Genomic DNA, 19,618 nt, shown 5'->3' with positions numbered 1-19,618 from the left:
CAAAACTAAAAGGATTGTCCCCTGTGCAATACAGAGTTCAATCCTTAGTAGCTGCTTAATATATTTGTCTAATTTTTTGGGTTCAGTTCAAGGTGGAGGTCTTCTTGATTTATTATTTAATATTTTGAACTTATATGAACTGAAGTAGAAGAGTATGATAAGCACTTTCAGGGAACGAGAATATAACGGAATATAAAATATTACTAAACGTATATAACTAATGAATACAATGTCTTTTTCAGTTATTAAGTTGTAAATCATTTTATGATAAAATCTTTTACATAATTTAATAAAGGGGTAGTATTTAATGGGTTATTTCTCAAATGGTTTATTAGTTTTGTTTGTGCTAATCGTATGCAGTTGTATATTTTTTGGTTGATAATATAATGAGAGTCTTATATAAAAGAAGTTATCTTAAGTGAGATAACTTCTTTTTATTTTATATTGAGAAGGAATTCTATCTTTCTTATTGAAGTTTGTTCTAGTTATTTTTACATCGATCAGATTTGTGTAAAGGGAATTTTATGAAATATAAACAAGCCAGAGAATAGGGAGTATTTACATGGAAAATAGTATACGCTACACAAGTGAACATCCTACAGATTTTAATGGATTATTATCCTTATACGAATCTTTAGGATGGAATTCTCTTAAATTAACGGTTAACGAGTTAGAACGAATGTGTAAGCAAAGTTGGTATGCAATTTATGTTTTTGATGATAAGAGGTTAGTAGGGATGGGGCGTGTCATATCAGATGGAGTAATAACAGGCGTTATTTGTGGAGTTGGTGTATTGCCAAAATATCAGTCTAGTGGCATCGGAAAAGAAATAGTGAAACGATTAATCCAGCACTGTGAACAAAACAAGGTTATTCCACAACTTATGTGTGTAGAAAAATTGCAATCTTACTATGAATCTATAGGGTTTGAGGCATTCTCTATTGGTATGACAAAACATATTATAAGATAGAGGTGCTTTATCCCGCTATTTGCCGGGTAGTAAAACCCCCACGGATTAAAGTTTCACTTTATATTTTCAGTTTACTCGTACATATTTTCAAACTTCAACATAAAGGAGAATGGCTGTATGGAGATTGCTAAAGGGATAGAAATGTTACAACTTGAATTTCAAGAATTTGTTATTCATCCAATTCTTTTATGGGATGATGAAATGGCAGTATTAATAGATACGGGTTTCCCAGGACAAATTGAAGATATACAAGTAGAGATGGAAAAGGTTGGGGTATCATTTGATAAGTTAAAAGTCGTGATTTTGACGCATCAGGATATTGATCATATAGGTAGTCTTCCGGAGTTGTTGCAGCGCTGTCGAAGTAATATTAAAGTTTATGCGCACGAACTAGATAAGCCATATATCGAGGGGGATTTACCTTTATTGAAGGACGGAAATGTAGAGAACCGACCAAAAGGAAAAGTGAGTGATACTGTGATTGATGGGCAAGAACTTCCGTATTGCGGTGGAATACTAATTCTTCATACTCCAGGGCATACTCCGGGTCATATTAGTTTATATTTGAAACAAAGTAAAATTCTTATTGCAGGAGACTCTATGTATAGTGTGAATGGGATGTTAGGAGGAATTCACGCCCCAACAACTATAAATATTAAGGAAGCAAAGAAGTCTTTGAAGAAGTATTTAAATTTACATATTGAATCTGTAGTTTGTTACCATGGGGGATTTAGTAAGGAGAATATAAATGTTCAACTTCAAAATTTGTAAAAGTTAAAGTGAAATTTTTTGTTAAACAGCATTGAAGTATAATCTGATTATTAGTATATAAATAAATTATAAAAGAGCATGTTTGAAAAAATTCAAACATGCTCTTTTATTAAAGCAAATCAGTTTAATATGAATGATCCAATCCGTTCCAATAAAAAGAACCGATTTCTTGTGCTAATTCATCTATATTTGCAAGAATAGGATTGTGATTTTCATCTTTAAAATTCCCAATTGATAATAAAGATACGAAAGCATGAGCCGCAAATTTAGCGTTTCCTTTCGGAATTTCTCCGATGTGCATCGCGTTATCGAGTGCTTTTTCTAGTACTTCATACATATTATCTTCAGCATTTTTTAATTGCTTCAATTGCTCTTTAGATAACGACAGTTTTGCATCTTTCATAAAATTTTTCATATCAATATCCATCGTTGCGTGTAAGTAAACTTTAGCGAAGTCTAATAATCTTTCTTCTAAAGTTTTGTTTGTAGAGAGTATTTGAGACATATTCTCACGTATACGTACCATCATTTCGATCATAGTAGCGGTAAATAAATCGGCTTTTGTTGAATAGTAATAGTAGACAGTTGCTTTCGTAACGTCACAAACTTTTGCGACCTCATCCATAGAAACGACTTGATAATTTTGTGTAAGAAATAAGCGGGTTGCTACTTCTAAAATGGTTTCTTTTGTAGATTTTGTATTTTTATTTTGACGCGGCCTTCCGAGAGGACGTTGTTTTTGTTCCAAATCCATTCGCTCCTGACATTTATGATTGAGATAATTATAACATAATTTTCAATCACCCTTGATTAATTAACCGACCAGTATATATAATTAATAATGGAGGGAAAAAGGAAGGTGGGTTTTTTATGAAAAAGCACCCGTTACATATGTTAGGGAGGCTTGTAGCAGGGAGAAATACGCAATGGATCACTTTATCGGTGTGGGTTCTTATTACATTATTACTTTCATTTACGTTACCACAAGTAAACAGTACGAAAGAACCGAATCCGAAAAATTCACCTGAAACAGCTATGTCACAGCAAGCGGAAGCGCTTATGAAAAAAGAATTTCCGAATAATGCAGGGAATCCGCTGTTAGTAGTATGGTATAGAGATGGTGGATTACAGTCACAGGATTATAAACTCATACAAGACGTTTATAAAGAGTTAAAAGCTAGTCCTTTAAAAGAACAATCAACGTTACCACCATTTGATACAATTCCAGAGCAAGTATTATCAAAAAGTGCATCAAAAGATGGTACATCATTTGTTACACCGGTATTCTTTAATAAATCTGCTGGTACGGATATATTAAAAGGAAATCTTGAAGAGTTTAGAAAAATAGTGAATAGTAAGGTGGATGAAGATCCATTTAAACAAAAAATAAGTGAATCTGGTTTACATGTTCGATTATCTGGACCTGTAGGTATTCAAACGGATGCAGTTAGTTTATTTAGTCAAGCAGATGTGAAATTGTTAGTGGCTACTGTATTATTAGTCTTGGTCCTATTAATTTTACTTTACCGTTCGCCAATTTTAGCAATTTTACCTATACTTGTTGTTGGCTTTGCATACGGTATCATTAGTCCTACACTCGGTTTTTTAGCTGATCACGGATGGATTAAAGTGGATGCCCAAGCGATATCAATTATGACAGTATTATTGTTTGGTGCTGGAACGGACTATTGTCTATTTTTAATTTCGAGATATAGAGAGTACTTGTTAGAAGAAGAAAGTAAATATAAAGCATTGCAACTTGCAATTAAAGCTTCTGGCGGTGCAATAATAATGAGTGCGTTAACTGTTGTACTTGGATTAGGAACATTATTACTTGCTCATTATGGAGCCTTTCATCGATTTGCAGTACCATTTAGTGTTGCTGTATTTATAATGGGAATCGCAGCTTTAACGATTTTACCAGCACTATTATTAATTTTCGGTAGAATTGCATTTTTCCCGTTTATACCGAGAACAACTTCAATGAATGAGGAGTTTGCAAGAAAGAAAAAGAGGGCTGTAAAAGTTAAAAAATCAAAAGGCTCCTTTAGTAAAAAACTTGGAGATGTAGTAGTCCGAAGACCGTGGACAATAATTATGCTAACTGTGTTTGTATTAGGTGGATTGGCTTCGTTCGTACCACGTATTCAATACACATATGACTTATTAGAATCGTTTCCAAAGGATATGCCTTCTCGTGAAGGGTTTACGTTAATTAGTGATCATTTCTCAGCTGGTGAACTAGCACCAGTAAAAGTGGTTGTTGATACGAAAGGAAAAGAGCTTCCTATTAAACAAGAACTAGAGAAATTTTCTTTCGTAAATACAGTGAAAGAGCCAAAAGAGGGAAAAGAAAATAAGCAAATACAAATGTATGAAGTTTCTTTAGCGGAAAATCCATACTCAATTGAAGCGTTAGATCAAATTCCTAAATTGAAAAGTAATGTAGAAAAAGTATTAAAAGATGCTGGGATTAGTAATGCTGAAGAGCAATTGTGGATTGGTGGAGAAACAGCTTCATTATATGATACAAAGCAAATTACTGAACGTGATGAATCAGTAATTATTCCAGTAATGATTAGCATTATCGCTTTACTATTACTTGTTTATTTACGATCGGTTGTTGCGATGATTTATTTAATTGTAACTGTCGTTTTATCATTCTTCTCAGCATTAGGAGCAGGATGGATATTACTTCATTACGGTATGGGATCGCCGGCCATTCAAGGTGCGATACCGTTGTACGCATTCGTATTTTTAGTTGCTTTAGGTGAAGATTATAATATCTTTATGGTTTCAGAAATATGGAAAAACAGAAAGACACAAAATCACTTGGATGCAGTAAAAAATGGTGTAATACAAACAGGTAGTGTTATTACATCGGCAGGTTTAATTTTAACAGGAACTTTTGCAGTGTTAGGCACACTTCCAATTCAAGTATTAGTTCAATTTGGCATTGTAACTGCAATTGGCGTATTACTAGATACGTTTATCGTAAGACCGTTACTTGTACCCGCAATTACAGTTGTGTTAGGCCGATTTGCTTTTTGGCCAGGTAAACTTTCAAGAAAGAGTGAAGAAATACAAAAGGTGGATGCCTAGGTAAAAAAGCCAAGGATATTTTCCTTGGCTTTTTTCAATGTAGTTAATTAATTTTTCGAAGTCAAATCATCAGCTGCAGCGTGATCAGCATCTTCAATTGTTGTTTCGGGCATTCCGTATAAGCCGTTCATTGCTTGTTCTTCGATAGTAAGGTTTGCAGTATTATTATTTTGAATAGATGTAGTGTTTTCAGTAACATTTTCTTTTTTATTCATATTTTTGTTATTCATGTACGTATCCTCCAAATTTTATTTGATTTATCTATAGTATGTGGATGGATTTCCAGAAATATGTGAATTGATTCTTACATATGTTATATAATTAAATAAATAATTAGGGTGAATTGTAAACTGTTAGGAGTGAACAATTATGGTGAAAGCAAGGGAATTAGCCTTCTAAAATAAAAAGAAAATTTTAGGAGGCTATTAGAATGAAGTTTCATGTAATTGATAGAGAAGATTGGAATAGAGAGCAGTATTTTGAGCATTATTTAAAGTTGAAATGTACATTTAGTATGACTGTTAATGTTGATATCACGATGTTATTAGAGGAAGTATATAAAAAGGGAATAAAATTTTATCCCGTTTTTATATATTTAATTTCTAGAGTAGTAAATAATCATAAAAAATTTCGAACATGTTTTAACGATGAAGGAGTTTTAGGCTATTGGGAGGAAATGATACCGAGTTATACGATCTTTCATAAAGATGATAAGTCTTTTTCAAGTATATGGACGGATTATTCAAGGGATTTCCGCACTTTCTATAAGAATTATGAAGACGATATGAGATGCTATGCTAGTGTTCATGGTTTTTTCACGAAAGAAAATATTCCGCCTAATGTATTTCCAATTTCTAGTATACCTTGGACTAGTTTTACTGGATTTAATCTTAATATTAATAATGATGAAAATTTTCTATTGCCAATTATAACTTGTGGGAAATATTTTAACGAAGGAAACAAGGTTATGCTACCAGTTTCATTGCAAGTACATCATTCGGTTTGTGATGGATATGATGCGAGTCAATTTATAGAAGATTTACAGCAGTTAAGTAATACTTGCAACGAGTGGCTTAAGTAATATCTAATTTTTAATTATATAAAGTGAAACTTTAATCAGTGGGGGTTTTGTTCAGCCCCACTGATTATTAGCCCCACCCCCACCTAACTTTTTTGCTTTCGCTGAATTTTGAGGTGGGGGTCTTACTGCCTGGAAAATAGCGGGATAAAATTGAAAATGAATAACAGAAGAGAACATGTTTACATTACATGGTCTCTTCTGTTATTCATTAATACTAAGTGATTGTGGAAAATATAGGGTGATTTGTAGTTTAATAGTAAAGAGAGTGATTAGTATTAATTTTCTTTGTTTTTAAAAGAATAAGGATATAAATGTTTTAACAGGGGGGAATAAAGTGAAATTCATAAGCATTGAAAAAGATGAGATCTTAATTGGGGATATGGCAAAATTGTATTGTAAAGTATTTGAGAAAACAAATTTCAATGAAATGATCGAACGAATGAATAGGCATATAGAATATACAGGTTTTAAAGGTATAGTAGCAATAAATGATGAAAATGAAGTAGTTGGCTTTACTTATGGTTATCGCTCAATGGAGGGACAGTACTATAATCAATTAATGAGAGAAGCGTTACATCTAGAGCAAGTAGACGAATGGTTACAAGATTGTTTTGAATTTGTAGAGTTAGCAGTTCACCCACAATATCAAAATGAAGGTCTTGGAACGAAATTACATAATAAATTACTAGAAGGGCTTTCAAATAGAACGAGTGTTTTAACAACACAAGTAAACAATGAAAAAGCACGTTCGTTATATGAAAGATTAGATTGGGTAAATGTATTGGAGTCATTTCATCCAAGTACAAATGATACTCCATATGTAATAATGGGAAAAGCATTAAAAATAAAAGTGAATTGATAATTATAGCATTCACAACAGTTGTCGGTTTGTAATAATGAAGGGGAAAACAACAATGATATCTATAGAAAAAGCTACAATTTTAGATGCTGAGAAATTAACAGAAATAATGAAAAGAACATTTGATGCAGAAGCAAAACAATGGCTATATGGACAAGATGATGTCATTGATTATAACATTCAACCACCAGGATATTCTTCAGTTGAAATGATGGAATATTCCATTGAAGAATTGGATTCTTTCAAAGTTGTAATGGATAAAGAAATAATTGGAGGGATAATAGTTACGATTTCTGGTAAGTCGTACGGTCGAATTGATCGTATTTTTGTAGATCCTGTTTATCAAGGAAAAGGAATTGGATCACATGTTATGAAATTAATAGAAAAGGAATATCCAAACATAAAGATTTGGGATCTCGAAACATCTAGTAGACAAATTAATAATCATCACTTTTATAAAAAGATGGGCTACCAAATGATTTTTGAATCGGAAGATGAGTATTGTTACGTGAAAAGAATAAAAACAAGCTCAAACAAAGCGAGTGTAGTTACAAATAAAGATATGAAAAATAGTCAATACGAAAACTGTAATTTAGCAAATACAGGGTATTATCAAGTGAATTTAAAAAACAGTTCATTTGTTGGTAGCAATATAATGAATACGAATATGAGTAATTGCAATGTAAGTCAATCAAAGTTTAGAAATATAAATTTTAGAAGGTCATCATATGCAGATTTAAATCTTTCTGGCAGTAAATTTAATTTGGTGACTTTAGGTGGAGTACAATTCAAAAATACAAGTCTCGGAGATGAGAAGGAACCTATTTTATTCGATAAATGTGACTTGGAAGGTAGCACCATAAGTAACAGTAATCTGAAAAATATTGAAATAGAAAATTGTAATATAGTCGGGATGAAACTAAATGGTATTCCAATTGAAAATTTACTTGATTTATATAACGAGGTGAAAAGTTAACCAAATCCATATTTGTTAATCTTTTTGGAAAATAAGTGTTATATCGAAATAATTATGTAAAAATGACATAAAGAAATACGAGTGAGAAGGTCATTCATACATGTTTCTAGAATACACACAAACAAATATATTGTTATTTATATGGAGGAGAGAAAGATGGGGATCAACGTTAGAGCAGTAGAAATACAAGATGCTAGAGCAATTCATCGTATATGTATACAGGATGACGTTTTACCGTATATGGTTTTCCTACCTAGCATGCGTGTAGAAGCTATGGAAAATAGAATTCGAAATTTAGCACAAAATCAATTTGAATTTGTTGCAGAATATGATGGAGAAGTTGTTGGGTTTGTAGGTTTAACACAAAGTCCGGGCCGAAGATCTCATTCAGGCGATCTATTCATTGGGGTAGACAGTGAATATCATAATAAAGGAATTGGGAAAGCACTTCTTACGAAGATGCTTGATCTGACTGATAATTGGTTAATGTTAGAGAGAGTAGAACTAGGTGTGTTAGAAACGAATCCAAAAGCAAAAGCTTTATATGAAAAATTTGGATTTGTAGAAGAGGGAGTAAAGATAGGGAATTTGAAAGCTCACGGAAAGTTTATTAATGAAATTATGATGAGTCGTTTTAGACCGAATGGTTTAATTGTACATAATTAATAGTTAAAAGCATGACAGTATACTGTCATGCTTTTTCATTAGAATTTGGCTGTAATAAAAATAATACTAAACCAATAAAAATAACTGTAATTCCTAGTCCTTGTTGTAAAGAAATAGTCTCATGTAATATAAAGTACGCTAGCATACAAGTGCCAATTGTTTCACCTAAAATACTCATTGAAATTACAGTAGCACTCATCCATTTTAATAACCAATTAAAAATGGTTTGTCCTAAAATTGTAGCAATGAAAGCTAATCCAATAAAGCACAACCAAGTTTGTGTAGAGTAATGGATGAAAGATTCTTGTTGCATGAAAGCAAATATGCTAAGAAAGCCAGCACTACTTCCATAACTAATTACCGAATAGGGTATAAGTGACAAATCTTTACGAACGTGTTGGCTAATGAAAAAATAAGCAGTAATGATACCGGCAGCGATAAATGCTAAAATATCTCCATATAAAGCTTCTCCACTAATTTGGAAATCTTGCCAGCCAATGATGATACTACCTGAAATAGCGATGAGGCAACCAATAACCGCTCCTTTCGTAAATCTCTCCTTAAATAAAAAATAACCACCAATCATTGAGAACAAAGGTTGTAACGTTACGATAACTGTAGAGCTTGCTACAGAAGTATATTGTAATGATTCAAACCATAGTACATAATGTGCAGCTAAAAATAGCCCAGATACGAATCCAAGTGCCCATTGTTTTTTCGGTAAAGTTATTAGCTCATTTCGACTATTTTTATTAAATAGTAATAACGGTAACAGGATTAGTGTGGCAAAGAATAATCGGTAAAAAGCAATGATTGTCGCAGGAGCATCTGCCAATTTTACAAAAATTGCTGAAGTTGATAAGGCGAATACACCAAAAAATAAGATGAAATATGAAAGAATAGGTGATTTCAAAGTTTGTTCCTCCGATAGAATGTTTATTATAATAAACTTAATGCGATATAATGTACAAAAGTAAGTATATAAGTCCCGGAGATAATAGGAAAGGATTATTTGCCTTTGTTTAGTATGTCAGCACAAAGACAATGAAATATGCATTATGATGGACGAAAGGAAGTTTTACTATGATACATGATAGGCTTGGACAAACAGTATTAAGTTATCGTAAGAAAAATAATATGACAATTCGTGAATTCGCTGAGTATGCAGGGATTAGTACATCACTAATTAGCCAAATTGAAAGAGGACATGCTAATCCTTCTTTAAATGTTTTGGAGTTAATTGCAAAAGCATTAAATGTACCGCTGTTTACACTTTTTATTAATGATATTGATACAGATTCGCTCATTTCTAAGAAAAAAGATCGAAAAAAAGTATATCGGGAAAACAATGATCACATTGTATATGATGTATTAACACCTGATTTTATGAAAGCACGTATTGAAATGTTAATGATGGATTTAAATAAACAAGCAAACACAACAGAAAGCCATTATTCCCATGAAGATAAGGAAGAGATTGCTGTTATTATGAAAGGGGAAGTGTACGTGGAATTGGAGGGAAAAGAATATTTTTTAGAAGAAGGCGATGTTGTACGTATTCCACCGAATGTGAAGCATCGATTTTTGAATAAAAGTGATGAATCGAATCACATTTTATTTGTACTGACACCATCTTTAGGATGAAAATATAGTGATTTTTATTAGGGGAGAAAGAAAATGGAAAACAAAAGTATTTTAAAAGGCGGCCTTTCAATTATTTCTCAATGCAAAAAAGAAACAAATGATATTTGGCATGCGCATTTTGGAGCAGCTACAATTGCTAGTTATTTTAATCATATAAAGAGAGCTCCAAATTATAAAGATATAACATTAGAAAAATTCCGGTATGTTATTCATTCTTAATGAACGTCAATAATCTGTAAAAGGAAGCTTAATCTAGTTTCTTTTTTTGTTAGTAGTATATTATTTTTTCAAATATGTAAGATTTTACATGCGTATTTTACTTTTACTAATTATGTAAGTAGGCTATACTGAAATACATACATTTTATTTTTGGAGAGATGTAAAACGACATGGAACTAGCGAAATTAGAAAAAGTAATTGAAATAAAAAAAGAAGAACTTTTATATTTAGTATCGGATTATGGAATTCAACATGAAAAAGTATTGGCATTGAGTCAAGAACTAGACAAATTAATCAATTACTTTATGTTTTTAAAATAAAGAGAACTATGACGTGGTTTGTATATGTTATAGTTCTTTTTTATTAGGTAATTTGAAAATATATTCAAATATATTGTCTAATTTCTTACAGAATGCGCAACTTGCTAGTCGAATATAAGGACTTTTGGTTATAATAAAAAGGAATTATTAATTGTATCGGTTAGGAGCGCAGCACATATGAAAACAGTTGTTGTTATCGGTGGAGGTATAACGGGACTTTCTACTATGTTTTATTTAGAAAAATTAAAAAAGGATTATAATATCGATTTAAATTTAATTCTTATTGAGAAAGAAGAGTATTTAGGTGGAAAAATCCATAGTGTGGAAGAAAAGGATTTCATTATGGAGTCAGGAGCGGATTCAATCGTTGCTCGTAATGAATATGTTATGCCACTTGTAAAAGATTTAAATTTAGAAGATGAAATGGTATATAATGAAACGGGTATTTCTTACATATATTCTGAAAACATGTTACATCCGATTCCTTCTGATACTATATTTGGGATACCGATGAGCGCCCGGTCGTTGTTTAGCAGTACACTAGTCTCAACGAAAGGGAAAATCGTAGCTTTAAAAGATTTCATAACGAAAAATAAAGAGTTTACGAAAGATACATCACTTGCTCTATTTTTAGAAAGTTTCTTAGGGAAAGAGTTAGTGGAAAGACAAATTGCTCCTGTGCTTTCAGGCGTATATTCTGGTAAATTGAATGAGCTTACAATGGCATCTACATTACCATATTTACTAGATTATAAAAATAAGTATGGAAGTATTATTAAAGGTTTTGAAGAGAATAAAAAACAATTCCAATCAGCAGGAAATAAAAAATTCGTATCATTTAAAGGTGGACTATCTACGATAATTAATCGCTTAGAAGAAGTGCTGACTGAAACTGTCGTAAAAAAAGGTGCTATAACGACGGCTGTAAGTAAACAAGAAAATCGATATGAGATTTCTTTTGTAAATCATGAAACAATACAAGCTGATTATGTTGTTTTAGCAGCTCCACATGATATAGCACAAACTTTATTACAGTCTAATGAGTTAAATGAGCAGTTTAATACATTTAAAAACTCATCTCTTATAAGTATTTACTTAGGATTTGACATACTAGATGAACAACTACCAGCTGACGGCACAGGGTTTATTGTAACGGAAAACAGTGATTTACATTGTGATGCTTGTACATGGACAAGTCGAAAGTGGAAACATACATCGGGTAAACAAAAATTATTAGTAAGAATGTTTTATAAGAGCACCAATCCGGTATATGAAACAATCAAAAATTATAGTGAAGAAGAATTAGTACGAGTAGCTTTATATGATATTGAAAAGAGTCTTGGAATTAAAGGTGAACCAGAAGTAGTCGAAGTTACAAATTGGAAAGATTTAATGCCGAAATATCATTTAGAACATAATCAAGCGGTTCAAACATTGCAAGAAAAAATGACGAATCTTTATCCAAATGTATATTTAGCTGGTGCCTCATATTACGGTGTCGGAATTGGTGCGTGTATTGGAAATGGAAAGAATATAGCCAATGAAATAATGGCTATATTAAATAAATAATACTGTAGAATAAATAAAAACTGTCTCTTCAGCAAAATGGAGGAACAGTTTTTATTTATTTTATTTGAATGGAAATTTTGTTGTTTTTTACATTTTTTTCTTTTATTGTTAATGTTATTTCTCCAGACTCTTTAAATGAATACGGTGATAGTTGATAAATATCTTTTATATCATGTTTTTCCTGTAATTTATTTACCGGTATTGATACGATATTTGGCTTCCATGTTTCTTGTTTTCCTGAAGGATATTCTATAAGTATTACCGGATTTTTTAACTGTATTGTTTTCCAAGAGATGAAATATAGTTGTACTTCTGTATCTTTTTTTAATAATTCTTCGGAGAAATAACCGAATTCGCCTACATTACCGAAAACAGTATAGTTTTGATTTTTTAATTTAATATCTAAATAACCAGGTTGATATGTTACTGCATGATAAGTTCCATATGAAAGTGAGAGTATGGCAGCGATTAAAATACCGATTGAAAATGTCGTAAAGCTATTGCCTTTAAAGCTAGTCATCATGAATGAGTTTGGTGTGAATTTCTTTGCGAATAAAAAAATAAGTAATATGAGTAAGAGGGATAAGCCGATGAATATATACATAGGAAATTTTCACCTCCACAATAAAATAATATATTAACTATATTTTACCATAAATGTATGGGGTAGGTTGGTTGTTTAGAAGGAGAAAATGAAGAAACAATTTCTTTACAGTTCTTGATAATTTAAAATTCGATTTATGGAAATTATAGCGTGATGTTTGAGGTGCAATCAGAAGGTATCTAATTCGTGTATATAGAACCAAGAGAGAATGTGCCATTAGAAATGTTTGATTTATGGAACAATAAGGACTTTACTAATTATACATATTTTTTCTGATATAATGAATGAGTAGAGAGAAAGGAGTGATCCTATGGCATTTCCTATATTAGAAACAGAACGCTTACGTTTAGTTGAAATAGAACAATCTTATTGTCAAAAAATATATGAAATCTTTTCATTGGATGAAGTGACGTGTTACTACGGTATGAATTCTTTTACGGAGTTTGGACAAGCTTCACGTATGATCGAATCTTTTTCAAAAAATTACTTTGAGAAAAAGGCAATACGATGGGGAATTGTGTTAAAAGAAACGAACGTTTTAATAGGAACAATTGGACTAAACAATTTACAATTATGGAGTAAACGATCTGAGATTGGATATGATCTGCATCCTCGCTATTGGGGAAATGGTTATGCTTCAGAAGCAGCTGGAGAAATTATTGATTATGGATTTAAAGATTTAGGTTTGTTTAGAATTGGAGCTATTACATATCCTGAAAATGTTACTTCTTGTAGAATGTTATCTAAAATTGGCTTCCAAAAGGAAGGGCTATTGCGCGGATATATTCATCAAGGAAATAAGCAACACGATGCATTATTGTATTCTATAGTGCGAACTGATGTTGAGGACATAAATTTATAATAAAAAAACCTCTTAATTAAAAGAGGTTTTTTTTATTATAAATTAACCTAATTTAGGTAATAAACGTTCTCCGCTTTTCATGCTACTTTTACATAAAGGGCATTTAGGCTCTTCTTCAAATGAAAAGTTCTTTCTCATCCATCCTAAACAATCCTCTGATTCACATTCCCAAACAGGGGTTTGTTCTGGTGGTACTTCTGCTACATCGTTCTTTCGATTGCGATACATGTAACCACTCCTTTTATGTAAAAAATTTTAGTTATATATTAAAAAGGTTGTTAACCTTGCTGGTAACAACCTTTTTATTGTTTGAATTATAGCTTTACAACGTTTTTAGCTTGAGGTCCGCGGTTACCTTCTTCAACTTCAAAGCTAACTTCTTGACCTTCGTCAAGAGACTTGAAGCCGTCGCCAGTGATAGCTGAGAAGTGAACGAATACATCGTTACCGTCTGCAACTTCGATGAAACCGAAACCTTTTTCGCTGTTAAACCATTTTACTTTACCTGTTAATGTCATGGTAATGCCTCCTAAAAGTAGAAAAATTACAATATGATCGGCCTTATTTGAATGAAAATAAAATTTCACATATTATCAAAAACCCATAAGGGGTACAAACTGTCCCTGATTGATACTTGATAATATGCAAAGAAAATATAGTGTTAAATTGACCTTAATTACTATCTTACAACAAATGGTGGGAAATAGCAAGTGCTGGTAATGCCACTGAGTAATCTGGGTGATAATAGTAAAGGCACAAAGGCACCTCTTTTATTTATATATTATTCCTAATTTGGATTTATGCAAAATCATGTAAGAAAAACTTAGAGTAAATATTAATAATGTATTTTTTGTGGTAAAATATGGTTGTTTACTGTTGGTAGTTAAATATTATAAAAGGAGAAAAGAAAGTGAAAAATAATTCATTTTTAATAATTGAAGCAGCAAAAGCAGGGAGAAAAAAGGTCCATCCAGTCTTTGCTGTAATATTAGCCATTATATTTTTGACTTTAGGCGAACTTTTTATGTTATTTATGTTATTTTTACCGAAAGCTGAAACGATATTCATGAAAGGTATTTATGACAATGTTAGAATGGTGTTAACGTTTGGCGGAGCTATATTTATTTTATTTATATGGGTTCGTTTTGTAGAAAAAAGACCTTTTTCATCCATTGGCTTTTGGAAAGAGAAATGGATGAGAAAGTATTTAAAAGGTGCGTTAATAGGGTTTTTATTTATTTCAACGCCAGTTATTTTACTATTATTAATGGGGAGTGTGAAATTGCAAGTACAACATATTACCTCAACAGTGATAGTAGGAATAGTAGGATCTCTAGTTGCCTTTTTAATACAAGGGGCAACGGAAGAAATTATTGTACGAGGTTGGTTATTCCCGGTTCTTTCTGTTAGAAGTCGTATATGGGTTGGAATAATTGTAACTTCATTTTTATTTGGATTTCTTCATCTACTTAATCCGGGAATTACAATATTATCTATATCGAATATAATATTAGTGGGTGTTTTCGCAGCTTTATATGTATTGAAAGAAGACGGTCTGTGGGGAATATGTGCATGGCACTCAATTTGGAACTGGGCTCAATATAATGTATATGGTTTTGCAGTTAGTGGCACAACTGTATATTCTACTCCAATTTTTAAGTCTATAACAAATGGACCAGAAACATTGCATGGAGGCACGTTCGGAATTGAAGGTAGTATCATTACAACAATCATGCTCACTATTGCTTCAATTGTTTTATGGAGAAAGTTATGGGGAAGAAAAGTGAAACAACGAAATTTTAGTTAATGAAAGAGGAAGAAACTATGGGGATAATAGCATTTGAGGGAGCAAGCGCTGTTGGTAAAAGTATCACGTGCCGTGAATTAGAAAAGAATTATGGTGCTTATATAATACCTGAAGTGAATTCTTTATTTGAAAGGCCAAAAAATGAACATAGAACATGGTATTTTGAAAAACAAGTTGAGCGCTGGAATATAGCTGTTCAGAAGTCAAAGCAATATGAATTAGTAATACTCGATGGCGATATATATCAGCCACTTAGTTATAATTGGTGTTTTCATTTTGATATATTTAATCAGCCATTATCTTTAATAGAAAATTTTTATAAAGAAAAGATGATAAATAGGGAAATTGGTTTTCCAGATCAATATTTTTATTTATATACGAACGATGAAGAACTTAGAAAGCGGAAAGTATCTGATGAGACGAAAAGAAGAAGAAACTTCGAAAAACATTTACATATATCAAAATCGTTTCAACGTTATTATGAAAATTTAAATACTGTTACAGATGGGTATTGTAAATTAATTGAGGCGAAAAGTGTAAGAAATAATGAATTAGAAATAGTGAAAAACTCAAAAAAATTGAACGTGTGTGAAGAAAGACGTTTTGATGTTTCGAAGTTAGATGTTATTACGAAGTGGTTAAAAGAAAATCGTGCATAAAGTAAAAACAACGAGTGTTGTAGAACGCAATCGTTGTTTTTTTGTTTCGTTATAAATATAAAGGAAAAATTTGTAGAATATTTTCATTATTTAACAGAATAATCTTTTAATTTCAAAGGAAAAGAAATACAATATGAGGAAGTATATATAAATAATATGATAGGGGATGCGATATTTTGAATGAAGTAACAGTTTTTATATAAGAAATAATTAGGTAGTCAGAACAGAGAAATTTGGGAGGAAACAAGCGCGATGAAAACACTATTTAAAATAATCGGTATTCTAGCTGGTATGGCGGTAATCGGAGTAGGTTTAACATATGGTATGCTGCATTATTTAAATAATAGTAAACCAGCTGCGAAAAAGGTATCACCAGCTGCTCCAGCAGTAGAAGTATTAGCTGATAGTAACGTAAAAGCAGAAGATGCAAAGCTTTTAGAAAATGGAAATTATTCATTGCCGAATAGTGGTTTTAATAAAAATTTTAAATGGACAGATGAGAACATACAGACAGCATTACATGAAATGGCACATCAAAAAGCGAAAGCTGATCAAAAGTGGGGCTATATTTTTATTACACAAGAGCGGATTGAAAGCTTAATTGATATTGTAAAGAGTAATAATCTTGTGCAGGGAAGTACATATGTAGAAATTTTAGAACGATGGAAACAAGGAAAATATGAAAAGGTTGATGGGGATCACAATAAGATTTGGAAATTACAAAGTGGGAATTTAGGAGAAGGAAAAGGAGTAATGTCGGAAGCTGAGCAAAAAGAATTAATTAATCAAGTGTTTATGAACAAAGGTACATATTCAGGTAGTAAATTAATTGCAGGTGGGGGACAGACTAATAAATAGTATACTAATTAATGAAAGAGAGTAATTGCTTATTAGGCAATTACTCTTTTTCTATGTACATCTTAATATTTTAGTCTCGTTCAAGTAAGGAAAGAAACGACTGTAACACCGGGGAAATCCATCTAGATTTATGATAGATTACATGACTTTGAATAACTGTTGGAGTTTCGATAGGCTGAAAACATAGTTGTTCTTTTTGACAACTTTCTTGTACAACAATATAAGGAAGAATTGAAATGCCTAACTTACACATAACGGATTGTTTAATGACTTCAACATTGGAAGTTTCAAATGTTTTAGCTGGAATATTTCCACTTTGACGTAAAAAACAATCTACCATTGGCCTATAGCCGCAGCTTTGTTCTGTAAAAATGAACTGGGTGTCCTGTAATAACTGGAATGGATTTGTATGTGCAGAGGAATAAGCTGGTAAAATCCATCCAAATGTTTCATTACTAAAAGTACGCGTAATAAAATCATTATGTTCTATACTTTCTCCAATTATGAAGACAACGTCTGTTTCTCCTTCACGTAATTTTTGTAATGCTTGTTCATTTGTGTTTGTTTCAAGTACGATATTTACTTTTGGATTTTTCTGTTTGTAAGTACGTAATAATTGTGGTAATCGGTATACCGCTAATGATTCATTAGATGTAATACTTAATGTACCTTCTAAATAATCTGTATTTTGGGGGATTTCTTGCGCTTTTTCATATATTGAAAGTAATTCTAATGCATAAGGATGAAATTGATGACCTGCTTTTGTAAGTAGCACTTTTTTCCCTAACCGATCGAAAAGAGGAATATGTAAATCGTTCTCTAAAGCTTTCATATGTGCTGTAACAGTAGATTGCGCATAACCTAGCGCATGCGCAGCCTTAGAAAAATTACCATACTTCACAATGGCGCAAAATGTTTTAACATGTCTCATTTCCATAAGCGATCCCTCTTTTATTATCATGATTTGTGAATGATTATATCATGTATTTTAATTTTCCAAATGATTAAATTCTGTATAAAATGAAATTGTAGAAATATTCATTCAGGTGATATTGGAGGAGAAAAGATGAAAAAAAAGGGCTATCATGTAGCTGTTGTTGGGGCTACAGGTGCGGTAGGGCAAAAAATTATTGAACTGTTAGAGAATGAAATGAAGTTTAATATAGTTGAAGTTACATTGCTTTCGTCAAAACGATCCGCTGGTAAGAAAGTAAGATTCAAAGGACGAGAGATAATTATAAAAGAGGCAAAAACAACTAGCTTTGAAGGTGTAGATATTGCCTTTTTTAGCGCTGGGGGAGAAGTATCTAGACAATTTGTAACTCATGCAGTTTCTAGTGGTGCGATTGTAATTGATAACACAAGTGAGTACCGAATGGCACAAGGTGTACCGCTCGTTGTTCCGGAAGTGAATGTGCATACTTTAAAGCAGCATAAAGGTATCATTGCAGTTCCAAATTGTTCAGCATTACAGATGGTAACAGCACTTCAGCCGATTCGAAAATCATTCGGTTTAGAAAGAATTATCGTTTCAACATATCAAGCTGTATCGGGTTCTGGCATTCATGCGATTCATGAATTACAAGAGCAGGCTAAGTCTATGCTTGCTGGTGAAGAAGTGAAAAGTAATATATTACCGGCGAAAAAAGATAAAAAACATTACCCAATAGCGTTTAATGTACTGCCTCAAGTAGATATATTTACAGACAATGATTTTACTTTTGAAGAAGTAAAAATGATTCAAGAAACGAAGAAAATATTAGAAGATGAAAACCTGAAAATGGCAGCTACTTGTGTACGTGTTCCAGTTGTATCAGGACATTCAGAATCGGTTTATATAGAACTGGAAAAAGAAGCAACCGTTGCGGAAATTAAGGAAGTATTAATGGATGCACCAGGTGTTATTTTGCAGGATAACCCTAGTAAACAGCTGTATCCAATGCCATTATATGCAGAAGGAAAAATAGATACATTTGTCGGAAGAATACGTAAAGATCCTGATATGCCAAACGGATTCCACCTCTGGATTGTTTCCGATAACCTATTAAAAGGTGCGGCTTGGAATTCAGTTCAAATCGCAGAGACTTTAGTAGAAAAGGGAATACTTTAATCTAGTTTGAAAAACCGGGGAATCGATAATGATTTTCCGGTTTTTATCCCGCTATTTGCTGGGCAGTAAGACCCCCACTGATTAAAGCTTCACTTTATTTAATAATTGTTTTCTTTATTTCGCCCAACTTTAATTTAAATTAGTCGTTATTGAATTTTTATAAATATCTACTTTATGTGCAGTGAAGCGTAAGGTTTTGGATTCTGCATGAATTGTTAGGTTAATAATAATCGATAACGGCATTTCGACCGTTTTCACAATATCTTTCTATAGCAATATACTCATTTTCTGCTTCGTTATAATAAACAACAGAACGAATTACTGCCTCGTTATTTTCAATGTCAATTTCACACATCATAGGGAACTTTTCACCATTATGTAAGAATAGTTCGCCTAGTACGATTGAACCGTTTAGCTCCTCTGTAAAATTAGTAGTTGCTGCTGGTTTTACCCCATTGCTATCAAGCTAACAAAACAAAAAACCCCCTAAAATGAAAAAATACGCTATTCTTTTTGTAGAATCATAGGAAAGGATGGCGTT

23 protein-coding genes and 1 pseudogene are annotated in these 19,618 nt (G+C 32.1%); 16 read left to right on the top strand and 8 right to left on the bottom strand.

Annotated features, from left to right (window positions below):
• The first annotated feature begins 562 nt into the window (after nucleotides 1–562).
• Both MR169_RS26225 and MR169_RS26220 read left to right on the top strand, forming a co-directional pair.
• Complete coding sequence (locus tag MR169_RS26225; protein WP_000431736.1) at nucleotides 563–970, top strand: GNAT family N-acetyltransferase; 408 nt, start codon at nucleotides 563–565, stop codon at nucleotides 968–970.
• A gap of 117 nt (nucleotides 971–1,087) precedes the next feature.
• On the top strand, nucleotides 1,088–1,741 hold the full coding sequence (locus tag MR169_RS26220) for an MBL fold metallo-hydrolase (RefSeq protein WP_086392398.1): 654 nt from the start codon (nucleotides 1,088–1,090) through the stop codon (nucleotides 1,739–1,741).
• A 124-nt stretch (nucleotides 1,742–1,865) separates the two neighbouring features.
• Here the strand turns inward: MR169_RS26220 and MR169_RS26215 are convergent, their stop codons facing one another.
• Nucleotides 1,866–2,489, bottom strand: a complete 624-nt coding sequence (locus MR169_RS26215; protein ID WP_242320294.1) for a TetR/AcrR family transcriptional regulator — start codon at nucleotides 2,487–2,489, stop codon at nucleotides 1,866–1,868.
• A 122-nt stretch (nucleotides 2,490–2,611) separates the two neighbouring features.
• On the opposite strand from MR169_RS26215, the gene MR169_RS26210 reads away from it, so the two are divergent.
• Nucleotides 2,612–4,843 (top strand): MMPL family transporter, encoded by a 2,232-nt coding sequence (locus tag MR169_RS26210; RefSeq protein ID WP_242320293.1) that lies wholly within the window; start codon nucleotides 2,612–2,614, stop codon nucleotides 4,841–4,843.
• A 47-nt stretch (nucleotides 4,844–4,890) separates the two neighbouring features.
• On the opposite strand, the gene MR169_RS26205 is transcribed toward MR169_RS26210, so the two are convergent.
• Nucleotides 4,891–5,073, bottom strand: coding sequence for a DUF4021 domain-containing protein (locus tag MR169_RS26205; RefSeq protein ID WP_001060657.1), 183 nt, complete (start codon nucleotides 5,071–5,073; stop codon nucleotides 4,891–4,893).
• 200 nt (nucleotides 5,074–5,273) lie between these two features.
• On the opposite strand from MR169_RS26205, the gene catA reads away from it, so the two are divergent.
• From catA to MR169_RS26185, 4 genes are all read left to right on the top strand, one after another.
• Nucleotides 5,274–5,924 (top strand): type A chloramphenicol O-acetyltransferase, encoded by a 651-nt coding sequence (catA, locus tag MR169_RS26200; protein ID WP_000668529.1) that lies wholly within the window; start codon nucleotides 5,274–5,276, stop codon nucleotides 5,922–5,924.
• A gap of 334 nt (nucleotides 5,925–6,258) precedes the next feature.
• On the top strand, nucleotides 6,259–6,783 hold the full coding sequence (locus MR169_RS26195; protein ID WP_000668805.1) for a GNAT family N-acetyltransferase: 525 nt from the start codon (nucleotides 6,259–6,261) through the stop codon (nucleotides 6,781–6,783).
• A 37-nt stretch (nucleotides 6,784–6,820) separates the two neighbouring features.
• The gene (locus MR169_RS26190; RefSeq protein WP_001999770.1) at nucleotides 6,821–7,759 is read left to right on the top strand and encodes a GNAT family N-acetyltransferase; all 939 of its coding nucleotides are present in this window, start codon (nucleotides 6,821–6,823) and stop codon (nucleotides 7,757–7,759) included.
• 156 nt (nucleotides 7,760–7,915) lie between these two features.
• The gene (locus MR169_RS26185; protein WP_016117894.1) at nucleotides 7,916–8,425 is read left to right on the top strand and encodes a GNAT family N-acetyltransferase; all 510 of its coding nucleotides are present in this window, start codon (nucleotides 7,916–7,918) and stop codon (nucleotides 8,423–8,425) included.
• A 25-nt stretch (nucleotides 8,426–8,450) separates the two neighbouring features.
• On the opposite strand, the gene MR169_RS26180 is transcribed toward MR169_RS26185, so the two are convergent.
• Nucleotides 8,451–9,338, bottom strand: a complete 888-nt coding sequence (locus MR169_RS26180; RefSeq protein ID WP_242320292.1) for a DMT family transporter — start codon at nucleotides 9,336–9,338, stop codon at nucleotides 8,451–8,453.
• A 170-nt stretch (nucleotides 9,339–9,508) separates the two neighbouring features.
• On the opposite strand from MR169_RS26180, the gene MR169_RS26175 reads away from it, so the two are divergent.
• The 4 genes from MR169_RS26175 (at nucleotide 9,509) to MR169_RS26160 (ending at nucleotide 12,177) form a co-directional block, all read left to right on the top strand.
• Nucleotides 9,509–10,069, top strand: coding sequence for a helix-turn-helix domain-containing protein (locus tag MR169_RS26175; RefSeq protein WP_000581041.1), 561 nt, complete (start codon nucleotides 9,509–9,511; stop codon nucleotides 10,067–10,069).
• Nucleotides 10,070–10,102: 33 nt separating this feature from the next.
• The gene (locus tag MR169_RS26170; RefSeq protein WP_000428905.1) at nucleotides 10,103–10,288 is read left to right on the top strand and encodes a hypothetical protein; all 186 of its coding nucleotides are present in this window, start codon (nucleotides 10,103–10,105) and stop codon (nucleotides 10,286–10,288) included.
• A gap of 170 nt (nucleotides 10,289–10,458) precedes the next feature.
• A complete protein-coding gene (locus tag MR169_RS26165; RefSeq protein WP_000417698.1) occupies nucleotides 10,459–10,608 on the top strand; it encodes an aspartyl-phosphate phosphatase Spo0E family protein in 150 nt (49 codons plus the stop codon).
• Between the two features lie 177 nt (nucleotides 10,609–10,785).
• Complete coding sequence (locus tag MR169_RS26160) at nucleotides 10,786–12,177, top strand: protoporphyrinogen oxidase (protein WP_000860365.1); 1,392 nt, start codon at nucleotides 10,786–10,788, stop codon at nucleotides 12,175–12,177.
• A 55-nt stretch (nucleotides 12,178–12,232) separates the two neighbouring features.
• On the opposite strand, the gene MR169_RS26155 is transcribed toward MR169_RS26160, so the two are convergent.
• Nucleotides 12,233–12,781 (bottom strand): hypothetical protein, encoded by a 549-nt coding sequence (locus MR169_RS26155; RefSeq protein WP_016117897.1) that lies wholly within the window; start codon nucleotides 12,779–12,781, stop codon nucleotides 12,233–12,235.
• A gap of 310 nt (nucleotides 12,782–13,091) precedes the next feature.
• Between MR169_RS26155 and MR169_RS26150 the strand changes: the two genes are divergently transcribed.
• Nucleotides 13,092–13,643, top strand: coding sequence for a GNAT family N-acetyltransferase (locus MR169_RS26150; protein WP_000885387.1), 552 nt, complete (start codon nucleotides 13,092–13,094; stop codon nucleotides 13,641–13,643).
• 42 nt (nucleotides 13,644–13,685) lie between these two features.
• Here the strand turns inward: MR169_RS26150 and MR169_RS26145 are convergent, their stop codons facing one another.
• Both MR169_RS26145 and cspD read right to left on the bottom strand, forming a co-directional pair.
• Nucleotides 13,686–13,871, bottom strand: a complete 186-nt coding sequence (locus tag MR169_RS26145) for a cold-shock protein (RefSeq protein WP_000286203.1) — start codon at nucleotides 13,869–13,871, stop codon at nucleotides 13,686–13,688.
• A gap of 86 nt (nucleotides 13,872–13,957) precedes the next feature.
• Nucleotides 13,958–14,161, bottom strand: coding sequence for a cold-shock protein CspD (cspD, locus tag MR169_RS26140; RefSeq protein WP_000176366.1), 204 nt, complete (start codon nucleotides 14,159–14,161; stop codon nucleotides 13,958–13,960).
• A 392-nt stretch (nucleotides 14,162–14,553) separates the two neighbouring features.
• Here cspD and MR169_RS26135 point away from each other — a divergent pair, with 392 nt between their 5' ends.
• The 3 genes from MR169_RS26135 to MR169_RS26125 all read left to right on the top strand — a co-directional run bounded on the left by MR169_RS26135 (nucleotide 14,554) and on the right by MR169_RS26125 (nucleotide 16,967).
• Nucleotides 14,554–15,450 (top strand): CPBP family intramembrane glutamic endopeptidase, encoded by an 897-nt coding sequence (locus MR169_RS26135; RefSeq protein WP_016117898.1) that lies wholly within the window; start codon nucleotides 14,554–14,556, stop codon nucleotides 15,448–15,450.
• The gene (locus tag MR169_RS26130) at nucleotides 15,450–16,109 is read left to right on the top strand and encodes a chloramphenicol acetyltransferase (RefSeq protein WP_201145411.1); all 660 of its coding nucleotides are present in this window, start codon (nucleotides 15,450–15,452) and stop codon (nucleotides 16,107–16,109) included. The genes MR169_RS26135 and MR169_RS26130 overlap by 1 nt, the downstream gene beginning before the upstream one ends.
• 252 nt (nucleotides 16,110–16,361) lie before the next feature.
• Nucleotides 16,362–16,967 carry a PRK06770 family protein gene (locus MR169_RS26125; RefSeq protein WP_000853594.1) on the top strand — a complete coding sequence of 202 codons (606 nt, stop codon included), beginning with the start codon at nucleotides 16,362–16,364 and terminating at the stop codon, nucleotides 16,965–16,967.
• A gap of 70 nt (nucleotides 16,968–17,037) precedes the next feature.
• Here the strand turns inward: MR169_RS26125 and MR169_RS26120 are convergent, their stop codons facing one another.
• Entirely contained in the window at nucleotides 17,038–17,904 is an 867-nt protein-coding gene (locus MR169_RS26120) for a LysR family transcriptional regulator (RefSeq protein WP_000425900.1), read from the bottom strand.
• A 129-nt stretch (nucleotides 17,905–18,033) separates the two neighbouring features.
• Here MR169_RS26120 and MR169_RS26115 point away from each other — a divergent pair, with 129 nt between their 5' ends.
• Entirely contained in the window at nucleotides 18,034–19,077 is a 1,044-nt protein-coding gene (locus MR169_RS26115; protein WP_242320291.1) for an aspartate-semialdehyde dehydrogenase, read from the top strand.
• 129 nt (nucleotides 19,078–19,206) lie between these two features.
• On the opposite strand, the pseudogene MR169_RS26110 reads toward MR169_RS26115, so the two are convergent.
• A pseudogene (locus MR169_RS26110) lies at nucleotides 19,207–19,540 on the bottom strand (hypothetical protein); the annotation flags it as partial.
• Nucleotides 19,541–19,618 lie beyond the last annotated feature (78 nt).

The sequence above is a fragment of the Bacillus cereus group sp. BfR-BA-01349 genome (assembly GCF_022663795.1).
Lineage (GTDB): Bacteria > Bacillota > Bacilli > Bacillales > Bacillaceae_G > Bacillus_A > Bacillus_A cereus.
Note: the sequence above shows the minus strand (reverse complement) of the source record. Positions and strands in the feature narration are given on the sequence as shown.